The sequence below is a fragment of the Veillonella nakazawae genome (assembly GCF_013393365.1).
Classification (GTDB): domain Bacteria; phylum Bacillota; class Negativicutes; order Veillonellales; family Veillonellaceae; genus Veillonella; species Veillonella nakazawae.
In genome coordinates this window covers 849,276-874,676 of record NZ_AP022321.1, presented here as the reverse complement: position 1 = coordinate 874,676, position 25,401 = coordinate 849,276, and the positions used below count along the sequence as shown (strand labels likewise).

General features: G+C 38.4%; 29 protein-coding genes. All 29 read right to left on the bottom strand.

The genetic code is table 11. The features are described 5' to 3' along the window. Positions 1–31: 31 nt before the first annotated feature. The 29 genes from VEIT17_RS03870 to VEIT17_RS03730 all read right to left on the bottom strand — a co-directional run bounded on the left by VEIT17_RS03870 (position 32) and on the right by VEIT17_RS03730 (position 25,401). On the bottom strand, positions 32–496 hold the full coding sequence (locus tag VEIT17_RS03870) for a PaaI family thioesterase (protein WP_024061874.1): 465 nt from the start codon (positions 494–496) through the stop codon (positions 32–34). 224 nt (positions 497–720) lie between these two features. Beyond that, complete coding sequence (locus tag VEIT17_RS03865; protein WP_178884799.1) at positions 721–1,932, bottom strand: ABC transporter permease; 1,212 nt, start codon at positions 1,930–1,932, stop codon at positions 721–723. After that, positions 1,925–2,647: an ABC transporter ATP-binding protein gene (locus tag VEIT17_RS03860; RefSeq protein ID WP_005386312.1), complete on the bottom strand. Its 723-nt coding sequence runs from the start codon at positions 2,645–2,647 to the stop codon at positions 1,925–1,927. The genes VEIT17_RS03865 and VEIT17_RS03860 overlap by 8 nt, the downstream gene beginning before the upstream one ends. 12 nt (positions 2,648–2,659) lie before the next feature. Beyond that, positions 2,660–3,742 carry an efflux RND transporter periplasmic adaptor subunit gene (locus VEIT17_RS03855; protein ID WP_105085731.1) on the bottom strand — a complete coding sequence of 361 codons (1,083 nt, stop codon included), beginning with the start codon at positions 3,740–3,742 and terminating at the stop codon, positions 2,660–2,662. Positions 3,743–3,911: 169 nt separating this feature from the next. Further along, on the bottom strand, positions 3,912–4,826 hold the full coding sequence (locus VEIT17_RS03850) for an ATP-dependent 6-phosphofructokinase (protein WP_060924239.1): 915 nt from the start codon (positions 4,824–4,826) through the stop codon (positions 3,912–3,914). Beyond that, positions 4,798–5,682 (bottom strand): shikimate kinase, encoded by an 885-nt coding sequence (locus tag VEIT17_RS03845; RefSeq protein WP_178884797.1) that lies wholly within the window; start codon positions 5,680–5,682, stop codon positions 4,798–4,800. The genes VEIT17_RS03850 and VEIT17_RS03845 overlap by 29 nt, the downstream gene beginning before the upstream one ends. Before the next feature lie 127 nt (positions 5,683–5,809). Further along, positions 5,810–6,160 carry a hypothetical protein gene (locus tag VEIT17_RS09805; RefSeq protein ID WP_242013288.1) on the bottom strand — a complete coding sequence of 117 codons (351 nt, stop codon included), beginning with the start codon at positions 6,158–6,160 and terminating at the stop codon, positions 5,810–5,812. Between the two features lie 46 nt (positions 6,161–6,206). Then, entirely contained in the window at positions 6,207–6,803 is a 597-nt protein-coding gene (locus VEIT17_RS03835; protein ID WP_178884795.1) for a fimbrial assembly protein, read from the bottom strand. Beyond that, positions 6,787–7,641, bottom strand: coding sequence for a hypothetical protein (locus VEIT17_RS03830; protein ID WP_129823106.1), 855 nt, complete (start codon positions 7,639–7,641; stop codon positions 6,787–6,789). Before VEIT17_RS03830 ends, VEIT17_RS03835 begins: the two co-directional genes overlap by 17 nt. A 9-nt stretch (positions 7,642–7,650) precedes the next feature. Continuing rightward, positions 7,651–8,058, bottom strand: coding sequence for a hypothetical protein (locus VEIT17_RS03825; RefSeq protein WP_119207978.1), 408 nt, complete (start codon positions 8,056–8,058; stop codon positions 7,651–7,653). Continuing rightward, a complete protein-coding gene (locus VEIT17_RS03820; RefSeq protein ID WP_242013287.1) occupies positions 8,039–8,566 on the bottom strand; it encodes a hypothetical protein in 528 nt (175 codons plus the stop codon). The genes VEIT17_RS03825 and VEIT17_RS03820 overlap by 20 nt, the downstream gene beginning before the upstream one ends. A 44-nt stretch (positions 8,567–8,610) precedes the next feature. Continuing rightward, the gene (locus VEIT17_RS03815) at positions 8,611–8,967 is read right to left on the bottom strand and encodes a hypothetical protein (RefSeq protein ID WP_119207976.1); all 357 of its coding nucleotides are present in this window, start codon (positions 8,965–8,967) and stop codon (positions 8,611–8,613) included. Positions 8,968–8,974: 7 nt separating this feature from the next. Continuing rightward, positions 8,975–9,436 (bottom strand): hypothetical protein, encoded by a 462-nt coding sequence (locus VEIT17_RS03810; RefSeq protein WP_178884793.1) that lies wholly within the window; start codon positions 9,434–9,436, stop codon positions 8,975–8,977. After that, positions 9,391–9,846, bottom strand: a complete 456-nt coding sequence (locus VEIT17_RS03805; protein ID WP_238672481.1) for a prepilin peptidase — start codon at positions 9,844–9,846, stop codon at positions 9,391–9,393. Before VEIT17_RS03805 ends, VEIT17_RS03810 begins: the two co-directional genes overlap by 46 nt. A gap of 313 nt (positions 9,847–10,159) precedes the next feature. Then, positions 10,160–10,606: a competence type IV pilus major pilin ComGC gene (locus VEIT17_RS03800; RefSeq protein ID WP_277872765.1), complete on the bottom strand. Its 447-nt coding sequence runs from the start codon at positions 10,604–10,606 to the stop codon at positions 10,160–10,162. 72 nt (positions 10,607–10,678) lie between these two features. Beyond that, entirely contained in the window at positions 10,679–11,854 is a 1,176-nt protein-coding gene (locus VEIT17_RS03795; RefSeq protein WP_178884791.1) for a type II secretion system F family protein, read from the bottom strand. Between the two features lie 8 nt (positions 11,855–11,862). Further along, on the bottom strand, positions 11,863–12,882 hold the full coding sequence (locus tag VEIT17_RS03790; RefSeq protein ID WP_060924228.1) for a type IV pilus twitching motility protein PilT: 1,020 nt from the start codon (positions 12,880–12,882) through the stop codon (positions 11,863–11,865). Then, the gene (locus tag VEIT17_RS03785) at positions 12,866–13,876 is read right to left on the bottom strand and encodes a GspE/PulE family protein (protein ID WP_178884789.1); all 1,011 of its coding nucleotides are present in this window, start codon (positions 13,874–13,876) and stop codon (positions 12,866–12,868) included. Before VEIT17_RS03785 ends, VEIT17_RS03790 begins: the two co-directional genes overlap by 17 nt. 188 nt (positions 13,877–14,064) lie before the next feature. Next, positions 14,065–15,348 (bottom strand): phosphopyruvate hydratase, encoded by a 1,284-nt coding sequence (gene eno, locus VEIT17_RS03780; RefSeq protein WP_024065658.1) that lies wholly within the window; start codon positions 15,346–15,348, stop codon positions 14,065–14,067. A 115-nt stretch (positions 15,349–15,463) separates the two neighbouring features. Beyond that, the gene (gpmI, locus tag VEIT17_RS03775; RefSeq protein ID WP_178884787.1) at positions 15,464–16,990 is read right to left on the bottom strand and encodes a 2,3-bisphosphoglycerate-independent phosphoglycerate mutase; all 1,527 of its coding nucleotides are present in this window, start codon (positions 16,988–16,990) and stop codon (positions 15,464–15,466) included. 13 nt (positions 16,991–17,003) lie between these two features. Then, complete coding sequence (tpiA, locus tag VEIT17_RS03770; protein ID WP_105085795.1) at positions 17,004–17,774, bottom strand: triose-phosphate isomerase; 771 nt, start codon at positions 17,772–17,774, stop codon at positions 17,004–17,006. A 1-nt stretch (position 17,775) separates the two neighbouring features. Next, positions 17,776–18,954 (bottom strand): phosphoglycerate kinase, encoded by a 1,179-nt coding sequence (locus VEIT17_RS03765; RefSeq protein WP_105085796.1) that lies wholly within the window; start codon positions 18,952–18,954, stop codon positions 17,776–17,778. A 13-nt stretch (positions 18,955–18,967) separates the two neighbouring features. Beyond that, positions 18,968–19,978 carry a type I glyceraldehyde-3-phosphate dehydrogenase gene (gene gap / locus VEIT17_RS03760; RefSeq protein ID WP_105085797.1) on the bottom strand — a complete coding sequence of 337 codons (1,011 nt, stop codon included), beginning with the start codon at positions 19,976–19,978 and terminating at the stop codon, positions 18,968–18,970. A 58-nt stretch (positions 19,979–20,036) separates the two neighbouring features. Next, positions 20,037–21,062, bottom strand: coding sequence for a sugar-binding transcriptional regulator (locus tag VEIT17_RS03755; protein WP_060924221.1), 1,026 nt, complete (start codon positions 21,060–21,062; stop codon positions 20,037–20,039). A gap of 207 nt (positions 21,063–21,269) precedes the next feature. Further along, the gene (upp, locus tag VEIT17_RS03750) at positions 21,270–21,896 is read right to left on the bottom strand and encodes a uracil phosphoribosyltransferase (RefSeq protein WP_060924220.1); all 627 of its coding nucleotides are present in this window, start codon (positions 21,894–21,896) and stop codon (positions 21,270–21,272) included. 187 nt (positions 21,897–22,083) lie between these two features. Next, a complete protein-coding gene (locus tag VEIT17_RS03745; RefSeq protein ID WP_060924219.1) occupies positions 22,084–23,316 on the bottom strand; it encodes a serine hydroxymethyltransferase in 1,233 nt (410 codons plus the stop codon). Between the two features lie 45 nt (positions 23,317–23,361). Further along, entirely contained in the window at positions 23,362–23,799 is a 438-nt protein-coding gene (gene rpiB / locus VEIT17_RS03740) for a ribose 5-phosphate isomerase B (protein ID WP_119207967.1), read from the bottom strand. Positions 23,800–23,810: 11 nt separating this feature from the next. Continuing rightward, positions 23,811–24,257 carry a low molecular weight protein arginine phosphatase gene (locus tag VEIT17_RS03735; RefSeq protein ID WP_178884785.1) on the bottom strand — a complete coding sequence of 149 codons (447 nt, stop codon included), beginning with the start codon at positions 24,255–24,257 and terminating at the stop codon, positions 23,811–23,813. 112 nt (positions 24,258–24,369) lie between these two features. Further along, positions 24,370–25,401 carry an L-threonylcarbamoyladenylate synthase gene (locus tag VEIT17_RS03730; protein WP_178884784.1) on the bottom strand — a complete coding sequence of 344 codons (1,032 nt, stop codon included), beginning with the start codon at positions 25,399–25,401 and terminating at the stop codon, positions 24,370–24,372.

Sequence of the window (25,401 nt, the reverse complement as noted above, 5' to 3'; positions counted from 1 at the left end):
CATCCTCCTATATTTAAAAGTCCAAACTATATTATACCAAATCAGGGTTGTCTTCTTCAATAAAACGCCATGGTAATTCAGGTAATGACTTCTCTTCTAGTACAAAAAATGTACCACGTGCCAAGTGAACAAGTTCACCTAATTCATTATAGATACGTGCTGTAGCAACCATAGTCGTTTTACCATTATGCTCTACATTGGCTACACCACGCAATACAGTACCACCCTTAACAGCTTTTACATAGTTACCATTAAGATCAATAGTGCTAACAGATTTGCCCAATGTGAAACAAGCGGTCCCCATTACACTATCTGCTAAACCAATACAAACAGCGCCATGCAAGTCTCCTCGGAAATTACAATACTCTGTATCATTTGTTTGTAAGGTCATTTCTGCATGACCTGGTTCAACTGCTGTAATTTCAGAATCTTTTACCCAAGAAAATGGATTCTGATTTCGTAATTCGTTGAAATATTCTAACAATGTTGTAGCCATAAGGTTCTCCATTCAATATACTTACCCGTAGATTAGGTAATCTACATACCCCGTTTATTACAAATTGCTTGCATGAAATTTTCATATGTATATAGCACAAATTACATACAAGCATATAAAAATGGTGCGTTACATCATACATATTGTATCATGCAACGCACCATATGCGAATAACTCTATCTATTTATTAGTATGTTCTTAAAATACACACTTACAATTCAAGACTATTCATAATGTAATGCATCAATTGGATTAAGTTTTGCCGCCTTGCGAGCTGGATAAATACCAAAGATCAAACCAATTGCCATAGAGAAGGCAAAAGACATTACAATAGTTGGTATAGATATAACTGTACTCATGCCTGAAGCCATACCAATTAACTTAGAGGCCCCTATACCGAGTGCAATACCTATGATGCCCCCCATCAGACTGATAACAACAGCCTCGATAAGGAACTGTGTAACGATAACACTATAAGTTGCACCTAAAGCCTTACGCACCCCAATTTCTCTTGTCCGTTCTGTTACTGATACGAGCATAATATTCATAATGCCGATACCACCAACAACGAGAGAGATAGCAGCTACGGCGCCAAGGAATAATGTTAATGTTCCTGTAGTTTCCTCCATAGTTTCCATGATGGAGTTCATGTTCTGAATATTGAAATCATCTAGATTAGTATCCTTGATTCCATGACGTACGCGCAACAGGTTTTCAATATCGGATTGTAATCGATCGATACCGTTTTCATCCTTACCTACTACGTAGATCATTCGAAGATAATCAACACCTTCTACCCGTTCCATGGCTGTAGTATACGGGATAATAACCATATCATCTTGGTCATTACCCATAGCACCACTGCCCTTACTATTAAGGACACCAATGATACGGAACGGAATATTTTTAACACGAATTTCTGCACCTACTGGATCTTCATCACCAAATAGATTTTTAACAACTGTTTTACCTACTACTGCCACACGTTCACGATTCTGTACATTCTTTTCAGATAAGAAGCGACCAGATTTCATAGACCAATTGTTTACATCTAAATAATTATAACTAACACCAGATACAGAAGTGGTCCAGTTTTTATTTTGATAAATTACTACATACGAACCATTTGTCATCGGACTGGCAGCTCTTACACCATCCAATTTTGAAATCGCTTCGTAATCAGAAACCTTTAAAGACTTCATAGAACCTGCAGAAGGTCGAACCCCTGGTGTGCGCGGTGCACCAGGCATAACCATCAATAGATTAGATCCTAAGCTAGAGATGGAGTTTTGAATATCTTGCTTTACACCATTACCAATAGATACTAAGGCAATTACGGCAGCTACACCGATGATGATGCCTAACATGGTTAAAATGGAACGCATTTTATTAGCAATGAGGGATGCCCATGCCATTAAGAAACTCTCTTTATACATGTGGCACCTCCTGTACAGGCGTCATATTAAGATTTTGAGAATCCTCTACAATCAAACCATCACGCAATACTACATTACGACTTGCATAGGTTGCAATTTCAGGTTCATGAGTAACGAGGATAATTGTACGCCCTTCATCATAGAGACCTCTAAAGATATTCATAACATCAATAGTCGACTTGGAGTCAAGGTTACCTGTCGGTTCATCGGCCATGATGATAGCCGGATTATTCGCTAACGCACGAGCTATGGCTACACGTTGACGCTGACCACCAGATAACTCAGATGGCAAGTGATCCATACGATCCCCAAGGCCAACAGAGGATAACAATGCAGCGGCACGTTCATTACGTGACTTTTTATCCATCCCTGCATAAATCATAGGGAGCGCCACATTCTCTAACGCTGTCAATTTTGTTAATAAGTTAAAACTTTGGAATACAAAACCTATTTGTTTGTTTCGTACAAAGGCCAATTCATCGTCGGATAAGGTAGCAACCTCATCGCCATTTAGTCGGTATGAACCTGTTGTTGGTCTATCTAAACAACCAAGTATGTTCATAAAGGTAGATTTACCAGAACCAGATGGACCCATAATAGACACAAATTCGCCTTTGTTTACCTGTAAGTCGATACCATGTAAAACAGGTACCGATAATTTACCGTTTACATAGGTCTTCGTAATCCCTTGTATATCGATTACTGCTTGATTCATATTCACCTACTATTAGAACGGTCCACGGCTATTATTCTTAGGTGCTGTTACATCACCACTTACGATGATTTCATCACCTTCAGATAAACCTTTTAGAATTTGTACATTAGTATCACCAGTTACACCTGTAGAAACAGCTGTACGTACTGGTTGACCATCTTTAATAACATATACATATTCCCCTTGCTTATCTGTACGCACTGCAGTAAGAGGTACTACCAATGTATTTTTAATATCTTCGCCAAAGATAGTTGCACGAGCCGTCATAGATGGTAAGAAATTATTAGAAATATTTTCAGGAATTTGAACTTTTACGGTATAGTACACAACGCTATTGCTTGTAGCGCCCATATTGCCTTTTGTACCTTTTGCAATTTCAGACACGTAACCTGTGAAAGTTTCACCTGGTTTAGAGTCTACTGTAAATTCTACTTTCGCACCCTGTTTAATACTACCAATATCTGTTTCATCTACAGTTAGATAAATTTCTAAATCACTTAAATCTGCAATCGTAGCGATAATCATTTGTGTAGAAATGCCAGTACTGATAGTTTGACCAGCTTTCAAAGGTGTACCAATAACAGTACCAGACATTGGCGCCGTAATAGTAGCATCATTTAAATCTGCTGCTGCACGGTCATACGTAGATTTTGCGCGTTCATAAGCTGTTACAGAATCATCATAGGTTTGTTGAGCAATAGCATTTTGATCGGCTAATGCTTTATAGCGGTTCATATCAAGTTCTGCCTTAGCTAGTGCAGCACGAGCATCATCTGCAGAGGCTTGTAATTGACGTGTATCAATATAGGCAATCACTTGACCCGCTGTAACTTGATCATTCTCTTTAACTAAAACTTTTTCAAGTTTACCAGCTACATTCGTAGAAACGTCTACATAATTAACAGGGTTAATAGTACCCGTAGCACTAATACTTGTTTTTACATCACCCTTTTCTACCTTACCAGTAGTATATAAGTTTTGTGTTTGCTTAGAACCTTCACTATGCATGTAGTAGTATGTACCACCACCAAGAACACAAAGAACAACAGCACCAGCAATAATGCGTTTACGATGCTTTTGTAAGAATTCTTTCATTATAATCTCCTTATAAAAAGATGAAGATATCGCCAATAAAGTATCTATTTATGATGATACTATTAGTATTTTTAAATTATACAGCACCAATTACTTTTATGCAATATAATTTCATTAATGAATAAATGATGATAAAAAGAAAATGACCCTTTCGGGTCATTAGATAATATCAACTGCTTAAGATTGATAAAAGTGTATAGTCCTTATCATTGATAGGGAAATTAAGACTTTCTGCCTCTTGATAGGAAATAGGACGAATATGACCATCTATATAGCCCAATAATCGATTATCTGTATCATTCATTAATAACTCAATACAGGTTTCACTCATACGAGCCGCTAAAATAGCATCAAATGCAGATGGACCGCCACCGCGTTGTAAATAACCCAATACGGTCAAGCTCGGATCAAATTCCGTATAATCCTTAATATAGGATTTAACTTCCCCACTATTATAAGCACCTTCTGCAACGAGTATCACACTATATTCTTTACCACGAATCTGTGTCTCCTTTAAATGGCGGCATACCTCATGTAAAGGCATAGGATTTTCAGGAACGAGTACAATTTCTGCACCACATGCAAGTCCAGCTTTAAGCGCAATATGACCTGCCTTACGTCCCATTACTTCGACAATAGCTACTCGTTCATGTGAATTAGAAGTATCACGAATTCTACCAACCGCATCAACTACAGTATTGAGCGCCGTATCAAAGCCTATAGTATATTGAGTACCACCCATATCATTATCTATAGTACAAGGAATAGTCATTGTGGACATACCTAATTTCGCTAAACTGGTAGCACCGCGCATAGATCCATCACCACCGATAACAATAAGGTGATCGATACTATGAGACTTCAATATATCATAGGCCTTTTTTTGAACATCCTCATTTTGGAACTCTGGAAAACGAGCTGTTTTTAGCATCGTTCCACCTTGAGTAATAATGCCTCCCACAGAGCGGTTTGATAAAGGAATAAATTGCTCTTCCATAATGCCTAAATAGCCACGTTCAACGCCGAACACTTCAAAACCTTCATGTATTGCTTTTCTAGTTAGCGCTCTGATGGCGGCGTTCATGCCAGGTGCGTCTCCGCCGCTTGTTAGTATTGCGACTCTTCTCATATCCATTCCCCCCTTGTGGTGCATGTTGTTTGGATATAGCTTCTGACTTACGTCCTTTACCTTTCTGATTAGACGTCTTCTGTTTACGACGTTTATCACAGCAAGATGTATTAGATCCTACCTTATTAGAACCTAATGTTTGAGAAGTTCGTTTATGAGCTTCTATTTTCTTAGGTATTCTACTATCATTTGTATTTCTAGTAACAGAATTATTTAGTTTTAGTTCTTGAGATGATTCTTTATCATCTCCATTGTTCATATCATTGGGTTGACGTCTTGCTTTAAATTGCACGCCTGAAGCAACTAATTCATCTTCAATACGTTGCATAAAATCATAGGTCCGACCATTTGTTGTATCTAGTACAAAATCACACTGCTTATATACTGGTTTCCAGGATTGTATCATAGCGTGTACAAAAGCATGTACATTATTGTAATCCATAGTTGGCCGTTTCCCAATTCGGCGATTTACACGGCTCACAATACGAAATTGTGCAGCGCGAATACCAATAATATATGAGTATTTTTTTAATACTTTTAACGTACGATGTTCAATCGGAAAATTACCACCTACAGATATAACCGCTTCATGGTATAAGCATACCTTTTTAAGTACATCCATTTCAGCACGACGGAATGCTTTTTCTCCAATTTTCTTGAATATTTCAGCAATAGGCAACCCAAAACGACCTTCTAATACGCGATCAGTATCTACAAATTGCCATCCCTTGCGTTCTGCAAGATTACGACCGAAATGACTTTTGCCACTTCCCATAGAACCGATGAGCATAATATTGCGTTTTATTATCATCTATTTATGTGCCCCTTATTATTTCATATCCTTCATTGTACTATAAAATGCTACAAAAACAAAGACAGACTATAGATTAACTCTCTATAATCTGTCTCTATTAGTATTACTAAAAATAATGTATATGTTAAGACCTCATAGTTGGTTTCACTGCACAAAGTACATATACGACATTGCCTTTCCGTTCTATGTCCTCTATTTCTATACGGCGTGAAGGTTCTTTCTCATCAACAGTATTAATCCAGTTTATAAGTCGTTCTGTACTCCCTAATACAGTTAACTCTAATACACCTTCATGCTCATCAGTACTAACAATCATTAATGGTTCTCCTTGCAAAGAATCAAAAACACTTGTATTAGAACTCGTGTTAGATACCTTATTTTGCGTAAATGACTCTAACAATTTGGCTTCCTTAGATACAATATAATCTGACTCAGCATGCATTTTAATAACATAGTTTTCTTGTCGCTCTTTCAATTGAATAACTTTCTGATTTAAACTAATAAATCCATATAGTGAACTACTAATGATGATGCTCCACACTATTACGATCATTAGTATCTTCTCTACTGGATGTGTTGTGCTCTCCTTTAGATCCTTCCACATGGAATGTATATATACCTTTATCTGCTTTAACTGTTCCATGACACTCCATCCCTATTAGTCTGTGTTGAAGACTAGCTATAAACTTACGACACGCATCATCAGTAACACCTACACCATCCACACTAATCTGTCCATCTTTTATATGGAGGTGCTGTAAACTAATACCTTGCTCCATAGCTATATCAATGACATATAGGACTATAGTATTTTGAATCATAGATGATGTATTATTTTTTGAACTATTCTTAAGAATTTGATCTTTAACGGCTATTATATCTGCATACTGTTTCCCTATAGACTGATACTGTGGATTTTGTAATAGACTCAATAGTTCTGATTTTTCAGCTTTATAATGTTCGTAACTAGACCAGCAATAACCTAGAGATAATAATCCTACTATTCCGTATATAATACTCATTCCATATAGATAATATCGATATCTGTGCCATATACTATGCCAATATAACGAACGAGGCATTAAATTAATGTGTCTATCCTTACCAGCCCAAGCCAATCCATTTAAGCCCCCTTGCTGCCATACCAATGGCCATATCCCAATCTAGTTGGCCTTGATTACACCGATTACGACCACGACCTAAAAATAGTAGAGGAATATACTCTGTCTCTCCATATATGGAGATAATAGCTTCCATATCCTTTCGTTCCTCTTCAGTTAACTGTTCTAAACCATACAGCTTAATGCCTTGTATTTCATCTACGCCAAACTCCTGCAATCTAGCCTCAAGCTGTTCTATCCCTTCTGATACATCGGTACTAGTAATTGGAATTCTACATTCTTGAATACATATATCGTTCCACCATAGCCATAAGTGTAAATTACCCTTTTCAACAACGCCAGTTACAGTCCCACTACGCCGCATCAAACTGTAACAAATAGGGATAGGCCAAAAATCGATTACATCTACTGGAGCATAAGTGTCTCGTATTCCTTGTTTTAACAGTTCTAATGAATGACGCTCTACAGCTACCATAAACATATGATAATTATGTCTTGGATATTCTCGACGACACGCATCCATTTGGAAGCTATCTCCATCAAAGTTAAAGTAATCCTCTACATTCCACTTGATAAATTCTTTCATATCAAAATCGTGAGGATCATAAGGTGCCACATGCATTTGTGTATCAATATTTGCCACAATGCTGTAGGCACCATCATCTAAATCATACATTTCAATAAATTTTCGAATATCCTCATCAATAGGTGCACTGCGTTTCATTTCTAGTGCATCGGTAATGACCATAGTTTTATTTTCTACATGAGCTGTAACACATACAATATGTTCATCTGTAATGCATACTCCAGTATGTATTTTCTTTTTTCGTTTCATAGATTCACCTCAATATGGTTTCACCTTTATAACATGCATATTATTATCCTTATCTACCGTCACATACATATGTACTCGACTAACAATTTTGTGACGCTTCAATTTCCCATAACTCATAACATGACGAGGGTTTTCTGATACTGAGTCAGCTTCAATCGTTATTTCCACGTCCGCATCATCAGCTACTATTAGCTTTTGCTGAAAGTCCCATGTATTACCCGCTCTACAGTAGCCTACAAACCAATGTGCTCCACTTTGAGCTGCATAGTGTGCCTCTTCTAAATGCAATTCATCTATTGCATTACCTTCACAAATTTGACCAATACGCAGCCCCATAAAGGCTAACAATAATAAAAAAGACATTGTAAGTATCGCTACATATGTAATGAATCCAGCATTATGGGCTCCCATGTTCATGACTCGGTTCCTCATGATATTTATACCAATCATATATACTACTTTGACCTATAGCAACTTCATATATAGCTAATCCTCCATATCCAGCAGTATATTGCTTATCACCAGTAAATCGATTTGTAATATACCAACGCATGTGGACAGTTTCACTTTCATCTATACTAAATGGATGCTCTTGTGTATACCCCACATTTCGCTTATCTTTTGTACCTATAATGCGGCTACCACTAACCGGCTGCAAGCTGCCATCCGTAAGTTTTCTATACAGCGCATGGCGTTGTACAGTTAATGTAGTCCGTTTAGTATCGTGAACATATAAAGTCTTATTTCTATCCTCTACAGTTACCTGTACAGGATTCCATATAATTTGAGCCACAACCATACGCCTTGTATACCTGCCATCCTCCATCATCGCAACACTATCTATTAATTTTGCATTCCACATAACTCCGTAAAAAACTATCCCTAATAACAAGGTTAGAACGATAGTAGAAATAGTTATACTCATAAGTGTGGAATACAAAATAAAACCACTTTGTTTATCATGAGTAATCAACGTATTTCCTCCAAAAAGAGCGATAAGCTATACACAATAGTTTCATTATCTATGGCCTGTACAGTTAATCGTTGTAGGGCAATGCCATTTTCTACGGTAGGTTCTATGTGTGTTTTATAAGTAATAGATTCCCTAGGGCTCATAATAAATTGAGAGTTATGAATCCCTTCTTGAATGTGACCTGTTTTGTAATACTGGGACTTACTTTCCTCTAAATATGTTACAGTATCTTGTACTATATGATCCCAATAATAAGCCTTATAAATTGTCAAGGTAGCCATCCAAAATACAGATAGTATAACAGGCAATATAAACATAATAATGGCAGTTGATACTAAGGCATCTCCATACATAAATCCCTTAGTGTACTTCTTCCCATCGAATACGTCCCGTCTGCACAGATATCCATATACGATTTCTCTCACCACTTTCTCGATCCCGTAAAATAAGTTCCGTTCCATCATAAGGCAATCCTAGAGAAGAAAAAGAGATAATCGTTAAAGGTTGTACGTTTTCAATCCCTGTAGGTAACGATATATCGACTGTATGATGATGCGCATCCTCCTCTAAGGTATAGCTATCTTTATTTAATATGAATAACATGCGCCCTTTCCCATTCGACTTATGACCAAGCATGGACCAAAGTTGAACCTTTTTTAACATATATACCACTTCTTGAGTACTTCCATTTAAGGTATAACGACTGGGCGTCGTAACAATGGGCAAAGACAGAGAAATCAAAAATAAAAATAAACTAATAGCAATAATCCACTCGGCTAACAAAGAGCCAAACTGATGATGTATAGGTTGTGCCTTAACCATTGATATAACACCTCCATATAGGATCCGCCATGTAAGGCACACCAACCACCAAAGCATAGAAAGGGACCAAATGGAATATATCGATTACGATAGCTCGTTAGTAAGAGATAGAGAGAACCAACGCAAAAGGCTACGTAAAAAAAGCATATAATCTCCCAAGGCGTAAGCCACATAGAAATAGCAGAAAACCATTTCACATCGCCTAGTCCAAAACCTTTATGACTAATAAGACGAAGTCCATATGTAATAGTACCTACAGTCATAACACTTATGATTGTTATAAGCATAGACTTATCATTTAGAAAGCTATACAAAATACCACCTATAACAAGCACTAAGGCCCCTTCATCAGGTAATATATAGTAATGCATATCGATGGTAGCACCTGCTATGATGATGAGTGAAAACACAGCATACAAAGCAACGTGAATAAAAGATATTACCTGGGATGAAACTATAATAGGTAGTACTATGGATGCTATATACACGATCAAGGCTATAACATAATGAGTCCCTTTCATACCTTGTCCTTCCATACAATCAACTATAGATATGTAAATCTAACGATTGATATAACTACATATATATGAAAACCTAAATCTACATATATATGAAAACCTAAAACTACATTCCTATCATTAATACATGCACATTAAATACTAAATACTAGTTACTTGATACTGATATTAGATGCTAGATGCTAAATTCTACATATAAGTTACGTTAAGGTGCATCAGGTGCTTTAACTACAACTGCTTTTGCCGTACCGCCATTAACCACTTCATAAGTAATGGTATATTCCTTATCCTTTGCAGTCTTAACATGTTCTGTAAGATAACCTTCTTTATATAGATTTTCTACAGTTGGTGGTGTATCTACATTCTTGTCGATCATATAGAGCTGCGTTGCATTTTTAATTATTTGAATATCTGCTGTTTCCTTCGCATTTCGTGCTCTATCAGCAGCCGATAAGAATTGTGGCATCGCAATAGCTGCCAATATGGCAATAACGGCTACCACAACCATTAACTCAACAAGGGTAAAGCCCCCTTTTCTCGACTTCTTGAAATTTTCCCGAACACGAGAAATATGTAAGTGGTCTAAAACCCATTGACCACATAGTTCTAATCGAGAATTTAAACCATGAACCATATGTATAACAGAACTCATAATATCCTCCTTATAATGATTAAATAACATCTATCCATTAATATTGACCTCTATTGTGCTAACTATAAATAGCTATTGTCCTCCCAACTTAGCAATAGACGTAAATAATGGATACATAACAGATACAACTAAAACGGCTACACCAATTCCCATTACAGTTAGCAAAATTGGTTCTAAAAGCCTCTCTAGTCGGGCGATATATTTTGAAAGTATAGATTCATAGTAATGTCCACAATGATGTAGCATCTTAACGAGCTCTCCACTTTCCTCGCCAATAGAAATCATTTGCCATATAAAGGAATTTCCAATATTCTCAGATCTAAGGCTCTCTTCAAAAGAATGGCCAGTTAATAACTTTGCCTCTACTTTCTCACTACATTCGGCACCATACATATTGCCCCATAAAGGTCTTGTGATATTCATAGTATGAATAATAGAAATTCCAGAATCTAACAAAAGGGCCCAAACCTTTAGCATACTTGTATAGTAAATGCAGGTCATCCATTGGTATCTGTGAGCCAACAGCCAAAGCCAACGATGTACTTTGCGTTTTATACTATGTTGATGGTATGCAAAGACTAAAGCGCCTATCCCTACACACTGCATAATAAAGACTAATATAGGATGATTCTTTAGCCCTTGTCCTAATGCAAAGAGGGCTCGTGTCATCAATGGTAATGTAATATGCATGGTAGTAAAAACCTTCTCAAAGGATGGAATGATAAACAGGATGGTAACGAGAAAGAATACGTTCATCATGAGAAGAAGAAATATAGGATAAGAAATAGCACTCATAACCTTTTGCCGCAATTGTCGCTCCCAGTCATAGTGACGTGAAATGTATTGTAAGCTTTCACCTAAAGTGCCTGCTGCCTCTCCACTTTCTAGTAGTGCTAAGGCTATCGCAGGGCAGCCTTCACTACGCAATGCTTGCGATAAGGTTTGGCCTCTCTCAATCGATTCATAGAGGGCTGTATATAAAAGCCCTCGCTTCCCATGACAGAGTAACTGTAATGCCCTCCGTAAAGGCACACCAGACTCGATGAGTAGTCCTAATTGATAGGTTACATCTACCACCATGGTATGATTCCACTTATGCTTTTTCTTATTTACTTGTAAAGTAATTTTATAAATCTTGTATCCATCGCGCTTTAACCGTGTACCGACCTCCTGTTCTGAATCTGCCCACATCAAACCTTTTACTGTTTCATTATTCTCATTTTTTACGACATATTCATAAGCCTCCATATCTGCACCTACGATAATTGTTGATCTAATAGCATATGTAGTTGATGCTGCGTTCCATATTGTGCTTTTACATCTCGTACGGCCATTTCTAGTGTTTTCATAGGCAGTTGTGTTTCTTGAATCGAGATAATTTGCGGTTCCTTACGAGTGCGTATTAAATTTGCCACTGCATGAGTGTTTAACAAAATATCACGAATGGTAATAAACTTTTTATTCCACCTAAGAAGTCGTTGACATATAACAGCACGTAACACTTGAGATATTTGACTGCGAATTTCCTCTTGTTGTTCACCAGGAAATAGTGAAATCATGCGGTGAACAGCCATCACGGCCCTTTGGGTATGCATAGTAGCCATCACAAGATGCCCCGTTTCAGCCGCATGAAGAGCGGCCTCTAATGTTTCACGATCTCGAAGCTCTCCAACCATAATGACATCTGGGTCCTCTCTCAATGCATCGCGAATACCATTAGACATAGACTTAATATCGGCACCTAATTGGCGTTGATGAATTAAAGATTTCTTAGGCTTAAACTCAAATTCTATGGGGTCTTCTAAGGTAATGATATGGCGCTCCATAGTTTGATTTATATAGTCAATACAACAGGCTAAGGTAAAACTTTTTCCACTACCTGTAGGCCCGCATACAAGCAATAGACCATCATGTGCTTCACATAGTTTTTGAAGTAAATGTCCTTCACTGTTATCTTCTAGCTTAAGTTGTTGATGGCACAATAACCGCAGTGTCCCACATATCGTTTGATTAGCCTTATATAGATGAACACGTATACGCACGCCACAACAGGAACAAGCTTCATCGAGAGATTGCCATTCATAAGAGGCTATACCACAACGTCGTAAAATATCTTCAATTAAGATAGTAGTACATATAAACGAAGTAGCCTTCAATCCATCACCATGTCGCAAATAGATAGGCTCACCACATTGTAGATGAATATCTGTGGATGATAATTGTATTGCTTGTTCAACAATGGTTTCTAAATTTCCACTATTACAGCATGAGTCCACAACGATGCACCTCCTCTATCGATGTAACATGCTGAGATACAGCTTCACGAGCGGAATCCTCTAGTGACAAAAGTAAATGTGCTTCTAATTGATCCCAGTGAACTGAATTGGTTGGTATTTCTAAATATTCAAAGAGCGCAGTCCGTCCATGATACGTGGTACCATCAAATTTTCGAACTAAACGTTGCGCTATTGCCCCCATTAAAGTAGCCCGTATTAAATACGGTTCTACCCCCATATCCATGAGACGCGTTACAACACCAATAGCTGTGTTAGTATGAATTGTAGATAACACTCGATGCCCTGTTAAAGCAGATTTAACGGCCAGCTCTGCAGTCTCCTTATCCCTGATTTCACCAATCATAATCGTATCTGGATCTTGCCGTAATACAGACCGAAGACCTTTGGCAAAGGTAAAACCAATCTTCTCATTAATACCAATTTGGATAGCCCCTTTTATTTCAGCCTCTACAGGATCTTCTAGACAGATTAACTTTGTTTCCTCTAGATTAAGCATACGTAACATGGCGTATAAGGTGGCGGTCTTACCACTGCCAGTCGGCCCACAAATAAGCAACAAGCCATAAGGACGTTTCAATAATTGTGCAATATGCTCAAAAATATCTGTTCGCATCCCTAGCGCTTTTAAATCTTTATGGCTCCCTTCATTCCCCATAAGGCGACAAACTAAGGTTTCTCCGTATAGGCTAGGCAATGTAGACACACGCATTGTTACAGACTTATCTTTATGACTCCAAGCCCAACGACCATCTTGGGGTAAACGCTTCTCGCTAATATCTAGAGAACTACACACCTTGATGCGGTTGATAATGAGTTCAGCTTCCTCAAATGACACAGTCATGTAATGTTGCATCAGTCCATCTTGTCGTAACCGAACTTGGACACCACTTTTTGTGGGATCAAAGTGAATATCACTGACATGATGTTCTAAAGCATATAGGATAATGTCGTCTAATGTTACGTCTACATACATGGTCACCTCCTATACCTTGCGGTATGTTTTTACCTCACACTAGCGTATGGCGTTATAGGTTTCGACATCATCACCAAAATCCCTTTTTTATTTTTAAAAATCCACGAAGCGAAAACTTTTCTATTTTTGGACATACAAAAAAGGCGCCCCGAAGGGCGCCCTTATTGGACTTTTAGCTAAGACAATTTTTATTTTAAGTTATAAAAAACGTCATTACCTTTATATTGTGCTGTTTCGTATAACATTTCTTCAATACGAAGCAATTGATTGTATTTAGCTACACGTTCAGAACGAGCTGGTGCACCAGTCTTAATTTGACCAGCATTTACAGCTACTGCAATATCAGCGATAAATGTATCTTCTGTTTCGCCAGAGCGGTGAGATACTACACATGTATAACCTGCACGTTTAGCAAGTTCCATAGCGTCGAATGCTTCTGTTAAAGTACCGATTTGGTTTACTTTTACAAGAATAGAGTTACCTACACCAAGTTCGATACCACGAGCTAAGCGTTTCGTATTAGTTACGAATAAATCATCACCAACAAGTTGTACGCGATCGCCAAGGCGTTCTGTCAATAATTTCCAGCCATCCCAATCTTCTTCAGCAAGACCATCTTCGATGGATACGATTGGATATTTACCTACTAAGTACTCGTAGAAATCTACCATTTCAGCAGCTGTTTTAACTTTGCCTTCGCCGGCTAGATTGTATTTACCATCTTCATAGAATTCGGAAGATGCAGAATCAAGAGCTAATTTGAAATCTTTACCAGGTTCATAACCAGCTGCTTTAATAGCTTCACAAATTACTTCTAACGCTTCTTCATTGGATGCCAAGTTTGGAGCAAAACCACCTTCATCACCTACAGCAGTGCTAAGACCTTTATCATGAAGTACAGATTTCAATGTATGATATACTTCTGCACAGCTACGAAGAGCTTCAGCGAAGGATTCTGCGCCTACAGGCATGATCATAAATTCTTGAATATCTACGTTATTATCCGCATGTGCGCCACCATTCAAGATGTTCATCATAGGAACTGGCAATTCTTTTGCGTTGAAACCGCCAAGGTATGCAAACAATGGCAAATCTAAAGATTCAGCTGCTGCACGAGCTACTGCCATAGATACACCAAGAATTGCATTAGCACCTAAGTTAGATTTATTGTCTGTACCATCTAATTTCAACATCAAGTTATCGATAGCTACTTGTTCAGTCGCATCATAACCAATAATGGCAGGACCGATTTTAGCATTTACATTATCGATAGCTGTTAATACACCTTTTCCGGAGTAACGGGATTTATCACCATCACGTAATTCTACAGCTTCAAATTTTCCTGTGGAGGCACCAGATGGAACTGCAGCTGTTGCAATAGTACCATCTTCTAAACATACTTCAACTTCAACAGTTGGGTTACCGCGGGAATCTAAAATTTCTCTTGCAATGACTTGTTCAATTACTGCCATTTCTTCACCTCATAAAAATCTAATGGGATAACTGTCATGCGACAGATATTATATATTGAGCAAAACCATATAGGTTATAACTCTAGTTAACCACTAATATAGTGAAAGTTCTATATTATGCTTTTTGTACTAAACTATGACCTGTCATAGATTCTGGTTGTTCTATACCAGCCAAGTCTAATAATGTAGGAGCAATATCACATAATTTGCCAGCCTCTAATGTAGCTGTTTTTAAGGTATCACTCATTAAAATTAAAGGAACCAAGTTTGTTGTATGCGCCGTATGAACTTTGCCAGTTTCATGATTAACCATAAGCTCAGCATTACCATGGTCTGCCGTAATTAACAAGTGGCCATTCTTACTGCGTATAGCCTCAACGATACGACCTAAACAAGTATCTACAGCCTGAACTGCTTTAACAGCTGCTTCAAAACTACCTGTATGACCTACCATATCTGGATTTGCAAAGTTCAAGATAATCATATCATACGTTTCATCTTGAATGGCTTCTACAACCTTATCAGTTACTTCATAAGCACTCATTTCCGGTTGCAAATCATAGGTTGCCACTTGCGGAGATTTCACAAGTATGCGGTCCTCACCTTCAAATGGATCCTCTTTACCACCGTTGAAGAAATACGTTACATGAGCATATTTCTCTGTTTCAGCAATGCGCAATTGACGATAGCCACCTACGCTTAGTACTTCGCCTAGTGTTTCGGATAAAATGTCCTTTTCATACACAATATGAACTGGTAAACCATCTTCATATTTGGTCATAGTAGCCATGTATAAAGATAATGGTTCACGGTTAAAGCCATCAAAGTCTGGCAACACTAAGGCTTTTGTAAGTTCTCTGCCCCGATCTGGGCGGAAATTACAGAAGATTACTGCATCACCACTTTTGATAGTTCCTTCAGTATCAATCACTGTAGGAAGAACAAACTCATCCGCTGCATCTTTGTCGTAAGACTGCTGTACTGCTTCACAAGCAGTTTTTGCTGTTTCGCCTTGACCGTTTACAATCGCATGGTAAGCCAATTCAACACGATCCCATCGATTATCGCGGTCCATCGCATAGTAACGACCGCTCACGGTAGCAATCTTGCCACAGTTTAACTCTGCCATATACGCTTCTAAGTCTTTTAAATAGCCTTGTGCACATTGAGGGGCTACATCACGACCATCGAGCAAGGCATGTACATAAACGTGCTCAATACCATGATCATGAGCCCCTTTGATAACTGCCTTAATGTGCTCTAAGGAGCAATGTACATTGCCATCTGATACTAGACCGATAAGATGTAAGCTTTGTTTTTTACCGACTTCGTATAGTTCCTTTATAACAGGGCGATTATAGAACTCCCCAGATTCAACGTCTTTAGTAATACGTGTCAAATCTTGGTACACAATGCGACCAGAACCAAGGTTTAAATGGCCCACCTCAGAATTCCCCATCTGTCCTTCTGGAAGTCCTACTGCTAGCCCTGATGCTTCTAATTTTGTATGTGGATACATATCCCACAATTGATTAAAACAGTGCGGCTTCGCCTGTACTACAGCATTGGTTGTATCTGATTGATCTCCCATGCCAAAGCCATCTAGGATGACTAGCATTACGGGAGCCTTTAATTTAGCCATTTTTAACCTCATATTAAGCGCTTACTTGATTCGCCGCTTTAATAATATCAATAAATTCATCAACTACTAAGGATGCACCACCTACAAGGGCACCATCAATATTTGGTTCCCCAAGGATTTCACGGGCATTTTCGGATTTAACACTACCACCATATTGGATACGCACGGCATCAGCAGTTTCATCATCGTACAAAGAGCGAATATACTCGCGAATTTCTTTACATACTTCTTCTGCTTGATCAGCGGTTGCTGTTTTTCCAGTCCCTATAGCCCAAATTGGTTCGTACGCAATAATCAATTGACTAACTTGTTCCTTTGGAACGTCAACCAGAGCCCCTTTAAGTTGAGACGTAATCCAGTCTAGAGTATGACCAGATTCACGTTGTTCTAAACTTTCACCAACACAGACAATAGGAGTCAAATTATGGTGAAATGCACTTTTGATTTTTGCATTTACCGTCTCATCTGTTTCACCATAATATTCACGGCGTTCAGAGTGACCAATAATAACATAATTGACGCCTACCTCTGTAAGCATAAGTGGTGAAATCTCACCAGTGAATGCACCAGCATCATGATAATCCATAGTTTGTGCGCCTACTTCAATAGCTGTATCTCTTGTTAGTGCTACAGCACGTTCAATAGCTGTGAAAGGCGGGCAAACAACTACATCACAGGATAATTCCATATCTTGTAACACGCTGTTAAACGCTTCGATCAGAATTGATCCAGACGCAATGGTGCCATTCATTTTCCAATTTCCTGCAATAATGGGTTTTCTCATATTATGCCTCAGACAATGCAGCAATACCTGGTAGAATTTTGCCTTCTAAGAATTCTAAAGATGCACCACCACCTGTGGAGATATGGCTAATTTTATCTGCTAAGCCACTTTTTTCAATAGCCGCTACAGAGTCGCCACCACCAACGATAGTCATCGCATCGGATTCAGCTACAGCTTTTGCTACTGCATTAGTACCAGCTGCAAAGTTTTCCATTTCAAATACGCCCATAGGACCATTCCAAATAATAGTCTTCATTGGCGCCAATGCTTCTACATAGAGCTCCCGTGTTTTAGGACCAATATCTAGAATCATCCACCCATCTTCAATATTTTCAACGTCAACGATTTTAGTGTTTGCGTCGTTGCTGAAAGCATCAGCTACTACAGCATCGATAGGTGTCAATAATTTAGCACCTGCTACGCGAGCTTCCATAACAAGATCTGTAGCAATAGCTTCTTGACCTTCTTCAAATAAAGAGCTACCAATGTTGCAGCCTTGTGCTTTTATGAAAGCATTTGCCATACCACCGCCGATAATCATTACATCCACTTTAGGCAAAAGGTTTGAAATGACAGAAATTTTATCTGTTACCTTAGCACCGCCGATAATAGCTGCCATAGGTGTTTTAGGATGAACTACAGCTGCACTTAATGCATCAATTTCTTTTTTGAGCAAGAAACCTGCTGCCATAGGGATATAGTCAGCAATACCAACTACGGATGCTGCATTTCGGTGAGATACACCGAATGCATCATTGATTGCTACATCAGCAAGAGATGCCAATTGTTTAGCAAATTCAGGGTCGTTTTTAGTTTCTTCATTATGGTAACGCAAGTTTTCAAGCATCAATACATCGCCTGGTTGTAATGCTTTTACAGCCTCTTCAACCTTAGGGCCAATGCAGTCATCTACGAATGCTACTGGCTTGTTGATAAGCTCAGATAAATGTTTTGCACATGGTGCCAAAGACATTTCAGGTTTGCGTTCCCCTTTTGGACGACCAAAGTGAGAAGCAAGAATTACCTTTGCCCCTTTTTCAATTAAATAATTGATAGTAGGTAATGCACTACGAATACGAGTATCATCAGTGATGACACCGTCTTTCATAGGAACATTAAAATCAACACGAACAAATACTGTTTTATTATCTACTTGTAAACCTTCGATTGTTTGTTTCATCAAAGCCTCCCGATTATAAGCCTTTGCTTGCTACGAATGCTGCCATGTCGATAAGACGTTCGGAGTAACCCCATTCGTTATCATACCAAGAAACAACTTTTACCATATTGCCATCCATAACCATTGTTAAATCAGCGTCAACAATGGAGCTACGTGGATCGGAGCTGAAGTCACAAGATACTAATGGCACATCAGATACACCTAAGATACCTTTTAATTCGCCAGCAGCTGCTTTGCGGAATGCTTCATTGATTTCTTCTTTAGTTGCAGGTTTTTCAAGTTCGCAAACAAGATCTGTAGCAGATACGTCAGGAGTTGGAACACGCAATGCAAAGCCATCTAATTTACCTTTTAATTGAGGCAATACTTTAGCAACAGCTTTTGCTGCACCAGTAGTTGTAGGGATGATAGACATAGCTGCTGCACGAGCACGGCGAGGGTCTTTATGACGTGCATCAAGAATTTTTTGGTCATTAGTATAGGAATGAATAGTTGTCATCATGCCACGTTTAATGCCGAATTCATCGCATAATACTTTAGCGAATGGAGCCAAGCAATTTGTTGTACAAGATGCATTAGAAATAATATGATGTTTTGCAGGATCGTACATATCTTGGTTAACACCCATAACCATAGTTAAGTCTTCGTTTTTACCAGGTGCAGAAATCAATACTTTTTTAACTGTAGGTTGATTTAAATGAACTTTTGCTTCTTCTGCATCGCGGTATTTACCTGTACATTCCATAACGATTTCTACGCCTTCTTCAGACCAAGGCAATTTAGAAGCATCGCGGTCATGGAATACGCGAATTTTTTTACCATCAACATAAATGTTGTCTTCATCGAATGTTACTTCGTTAGGAATTGTGCCATGAACAGAGTCGTATTTTAATAATAATGCAGTACCTTCATTATCGCCAGTAGCATTGATTGCTACAACTTCTACATCAGGATTGTTAATCGCTGCACGTACTACACATTTACCAATACGACCAAAACCGTTAATACCAACTTTTACTGCCATTGTTAGATCCTCCTAATAACAAAAATATTCTAACAAAATATTTAACTACTAACCTCATTTATAACGCTGAAATTTGTAACAATTGACGCATACCTTCTGCAGCTTGCTCATCAATGATAAGTATGCCTTTTTGACAAGCTCTCATAACACCAATAATGGCACTCGATTTGTCTTGGCCACCAGCCACAGCAATCACATTTGGAATTTTTGCAACATCCGGAAGTGATAACCCAATATTATTAGTGGAGTAAATCAACTTACCATCTATATCGCAATATTGACCAAGAGCTTCGCCAACAGCATGATTATCTACTAACTGCTTACGCACATCATCAGCTATATGGCGCTGATCCGCCATACGCATAGCTGTACCAATACCAAACAACAATACGTCAGTCCTACTAATGAGATCCCCAATTTCCTTAATTTGAGGTTCACAAGTCATGAGCATATGCAATGAGTCTTGTGAAAGCCCATCAGGTAAATGGAGCATTTTATAGGTCCCACGAAGTCGTTCAGCTAGCACTGAAGCAATTACGTTAGCTTGATATTCAACTACCTCACCAACGCCCCCACGGGCAGGTACAACAATAGGATTAAATGGTAATACAGGCATCTCTTCAGCTACTGCAGCCATTGTACTACCACCACTGATAGCAACTACAGAGTCAGGTTCTAATAATTCCTGTAATAGCTTTGCTGCTGCAAAACCTAACTTTTTAACCATCAACGTTCCTTCTGTAGGCGTAATGATAACCCTATCGATATGAAGTGCTTCAGTCAATCGATGTTCTAGCTCGTTAATACGATCTAATTCATTTAAAAAATTTCGCAACTTTGGAACAATTGCATGTCCCTCATCAGTGAGAAAAATCCCTGGTTTATAAATGTCTACAAGACCATTAGCACGCATTAACTCAATATGACTTCGTACGGTTCGCTCTGGAAGGTCCGTTGCAGTAGCTAATGTCCTACGGCCTATAGGCTCTTCATAAACTAGGTGGTTTAATATTTTGTATCGCTCCTTTAATACACTAACGATTTCAGGAACAATACGTTCACATATCATTAGAAACTCGTTCATCGGGTCCCTCCTTTACCCGTTGGGATTGTATGAATCGTTTTTCGTCCCATGTGAACAAAATTCGTCCCACCTAAAATAAAAAAATACTTTTACATCTGTATTGTATACCCTATGTAGATTTTATTCAAGACTTTATAGGAGAAAACGACATAATTTAGATATTTTATACGACTTTGTACCTAAATTATGTCGTTTTATATGATTATATTATTTTGTACCGAAGATACGATCACCAGCATCGCCTAAACCAGGCAAGATGTAACCATGATCATTAAGTTTTTCATCAAGGGCCGCTACATAAATAGGAACATCAGGATGTTCTTTATTCACTGCTTCCACACCTTCAGGAGCCGCAACAAGACACATTAACTTAATATTTTTAGCGCCTTTTTCCTTTAACAATGTAATAGCAGCTGCTGCACTACCACCAGTAGCTAACATTGGATCTGTTACTATAAAGTCGCGTTCACCTACATCAGAAGGTAACTTGCAGTAGTATTCTACTGGTTTCAAAGTTTCAGGATCACGATATAAACCGATATGACCAACCTTTGCAGTTGGAATCAAGTTAAGCATACCATTTACCATACCTAGGCCAGCACGAAGAATTGGGATAATACCCAATTTTTTACCTGCAATACGTTTGCCAGTCATTTTAGTTAAAGGTGTTTGTACTTCTACATCCTCTAATGGAAGGTTACGAGTAATTTCATAACCCATCAACATAGTAATCTCATCAAGTAATTCTCTAAAATCCTTAGAGCCTGTTTCTGCATCACGCATCAATGTAACTTTGTGTTGAATCAATGGATGTGTCATAACATTAACTTTCATGACTGTCCTCCTATAAATAATTTACATACCCTATCGGTATCCATTTAATATTCATATTTACTCTATCACAGATTGATAAATCATGCCATAAAAATATTAAAAGGGATATGCCTAGGCACACCCCTTTTATGCTACTTATAGGTTTATAGGACTACAAATATGTAATTGTTATAATTAATCTAATAGATTAGTATAAAGGATACGCTTTACAAAGTGCTGCCACACGTTTGCTTGCTTCTTCATGAATTGCTTTATCTTCAGGATTTTTAAGAACAGTTGCAATGATATCTGCAATTTCTTCCATATCTTTTACTTGTAAGCCACGTGTTGTAAGAGCTGGTGTACCAAGACGGATACCACTTGTTACAAATGGGCTAGCTGGATCAAATGGAATTGTATTCTTATTACATGTAATGCCTACTTCATCAAGTAAGTGTTCTGCTTCTTTACCTGTTAAACCAGTATTGCGAACATCTACAAGCATAACGTGAGTATCTGTACCGCCAGAAACAATTGTTAAGCCTTTTTCTTGCAATGCAGCAGCCAATGCTTTTGCATTATCAATAACTTGTTGTGCATATACTTTAAACTCAGGTTGTAATGCTTCACCAAATGCTACAGCTTTAGCAGCGATAACATGCATCAAAGGACCACCTTGAATGCCAGGGAAGATAGCTTTGTCGATTGCTTTTGCATATTTTTCTTTGCAAAGAATCATACCGCCACGAGGACCACGTAATGTTTTATGAGTCGTTGTAGTAACGATATCAGCATATTCTACAGGATTTGGATGTAAACCTGCTGCTACAAGGCCTGCGAAGTGAGCCATATCTACCATGAAGATAGCATCAACTTCATGAGCTACATCAGCCATTTTTTTGAAGTCAATTTGACGGCTATAAGCACTACCACCAGCGATAATCAATTTAGGTTTTGCTTCTAAAACGATTTTACGGAACTCATCATAATCGATTTGTTGAGTTTCTGCATCTACACCGTAAGGTACTACATTAAAATATGTACCAGATACGTTAACAGGAGAACCATGAGTTAAATGACCGCCATGGGACAAATTCATTCCCACAATAGTATCACCTGGTTGTAATAATGCAAAATACACACCAAAGTTTGCTTGAGAACCAGAGTGAGGTTGTACGTTGGCATGTTCTGCACCGAACAAGCGTTTTGCTCGTTCAATAGCTAATGTTTCGATAACATCAACATTTTCACAACCGCCATAATAACGTTTACCAGGATACCCTTCTGCATATTTGTTAGTTAATACGCTACCTTGAGCTTCCATTACGGCTTGAGAAACAAAGTTTTCAGAAGCGATCATTTCTAATTTATCGCGTTGGCGTGCTAATTCTTGATTGATAACAGCTTGAATATTAGGGTCTTGTTTTTCTAAGAAACTCATGAGTATCCTCCTCGTGCAAAACGAATATATATAGGTAATGATGTATTACTTCTCTAATGTTTTAATTTTCTCTACACGGCGTGCGTGACGGCCACCTTCGAACTCTGTTTTCATAAAGATGGCAACAATATCATTAGCTAGGCCCGGACCAATAACGCGTTCCCCCATTGTGAGAATATTAGCGTCATTATGTTCACGACATGCATGAGCAGAGAATGTATCATGACAAAGAGCAGCGCGAATACCTGCAATCTTATTTGCTGCAATACCGATACCAATACCAGTACCACAAATCAAAATACCTCTGTCTGCTTGACCAGATACGACTGCATTTGCTACAGGTACAGCAATATCAGGATAGTCGCAAGAATCAGGTGTATGACAACCAAAATCCTCTACTTCATGTCCCAATGCATTTAACAATTCCTTAACGGATGCTTTTAAATTTAATCCGCCATGATCACAACCAATTGCAACTTTCATAATTTCATCTCCTACGCCTTCTGAGGCACTGATGTAAGACCAGCCTCTACTAAGTGATAAATTTGTTCCGCACATTGATTATATACGGTTTGATCAGACCCATATGGGTCCGTAACATCACCATCTTGACCACCCCACTCGGAAATCGTTTTGATTTTACCTTCCTCAAACGGGAATTGGCGAAGTAGTACAGATTTGTGATCTTTCGTCATACCAATGATAAGATCTGCTGCATTAACGAGCTCCATCGTCAATGGTCTCGATTCATGATCAGAAATATCTGCAATGGAACGGACGGCTTCTATGGCTTGTTCAGTTGGTTTTGCTCCATAGGCGGCAAATAGACCAGCTGATACAGTCGTCACATCCTTATGTTGCTCCGCTGCAAGGGCCCGTGTAATACCTTCAGCCATAGGGCTACGGCAAGTATTACCGGTACATACAAATAAAATATTCATAATAACATCCTTACTTAATCACATTTTGTGATTACTTTATACATTATAGCAAATTCATCCAATATGTAAAGACATATTTCTATTATCAGTGGACATTTTTATTTCAGTAAATTTACTTATAAATGATATGATGACTCGAGGCCTTTTCCATGCGGTTCATAATGGCAACACCAAAACCGTCGTCATCAACACCTTCTGCCAAGATTAAGGCAACATGATTTTCATTAAAATATAATAGGCTTTTATAAAAGTCATGGCCTAATGATAAGGCATCACCATAGTTGCCAAAACAATGGAATATAAAGCGTGTATCCTCTTTCATAAGGTTATACGTTTCATGACTCACTAAACAACCTATAGGACCTTCTATCCCCTCTGAAAGCTCTTTAAAAGTACTTGCCACCCGCTCTGGACTACCTACAACAACTGTCATAGGTGCATCAGGAGCATAATGGGTATACTTCATACCAGGAGCTTTAGGCTTAGTTGTAGCATTAACGAGAGCAGTATCATATTCAACCGCAGACACAACATTTTCAAGCTGTGCTTTTGTAATTCCGCCTGGTCTCAATATAATGACCTTATCATCATGTACTTCCACTACAGTTGACTCTACACCAATCGTACATGGACCAGCATCTAAAATGTAGGAAATACGGCCCTTCATATCATGGTAAACATCTTGTGCCGTTGTAGGACTTGGACGACCAGATATATTAGCACTAGGCGCTGCTACAGGTACACCAGCGCGTTCTAATAATGCACGGCACACCTTATGATCAGGGCACCGCAATGCCACGCGAGGTAATCCACCAGTAGCACGATCTGGCACTAAATCAGATTTAGGCAATGTAATCGTTAATGGCCCTGGCCAAAACGTATCCATTAATAGTTGTGCCGTCTTTGAAACCTCTGTTACTAAAGGTTTTATACTTTCACTATTAGGAACATGCAAAATAAGGGGATTATCTGAAGGACGACCTTTCGCAGCATAGATTTTATCCATTGCCTCTGGATCAAGGCCATTAGCACCGAGTCCATATACAGTTTCTGTAGGAATGGACACCAATTCACCATTACGCAAAGCACGAGCAAGCATATCTAGCTCTTGTTCTGATGGATTTGTAATAATTTGAGTATCCAT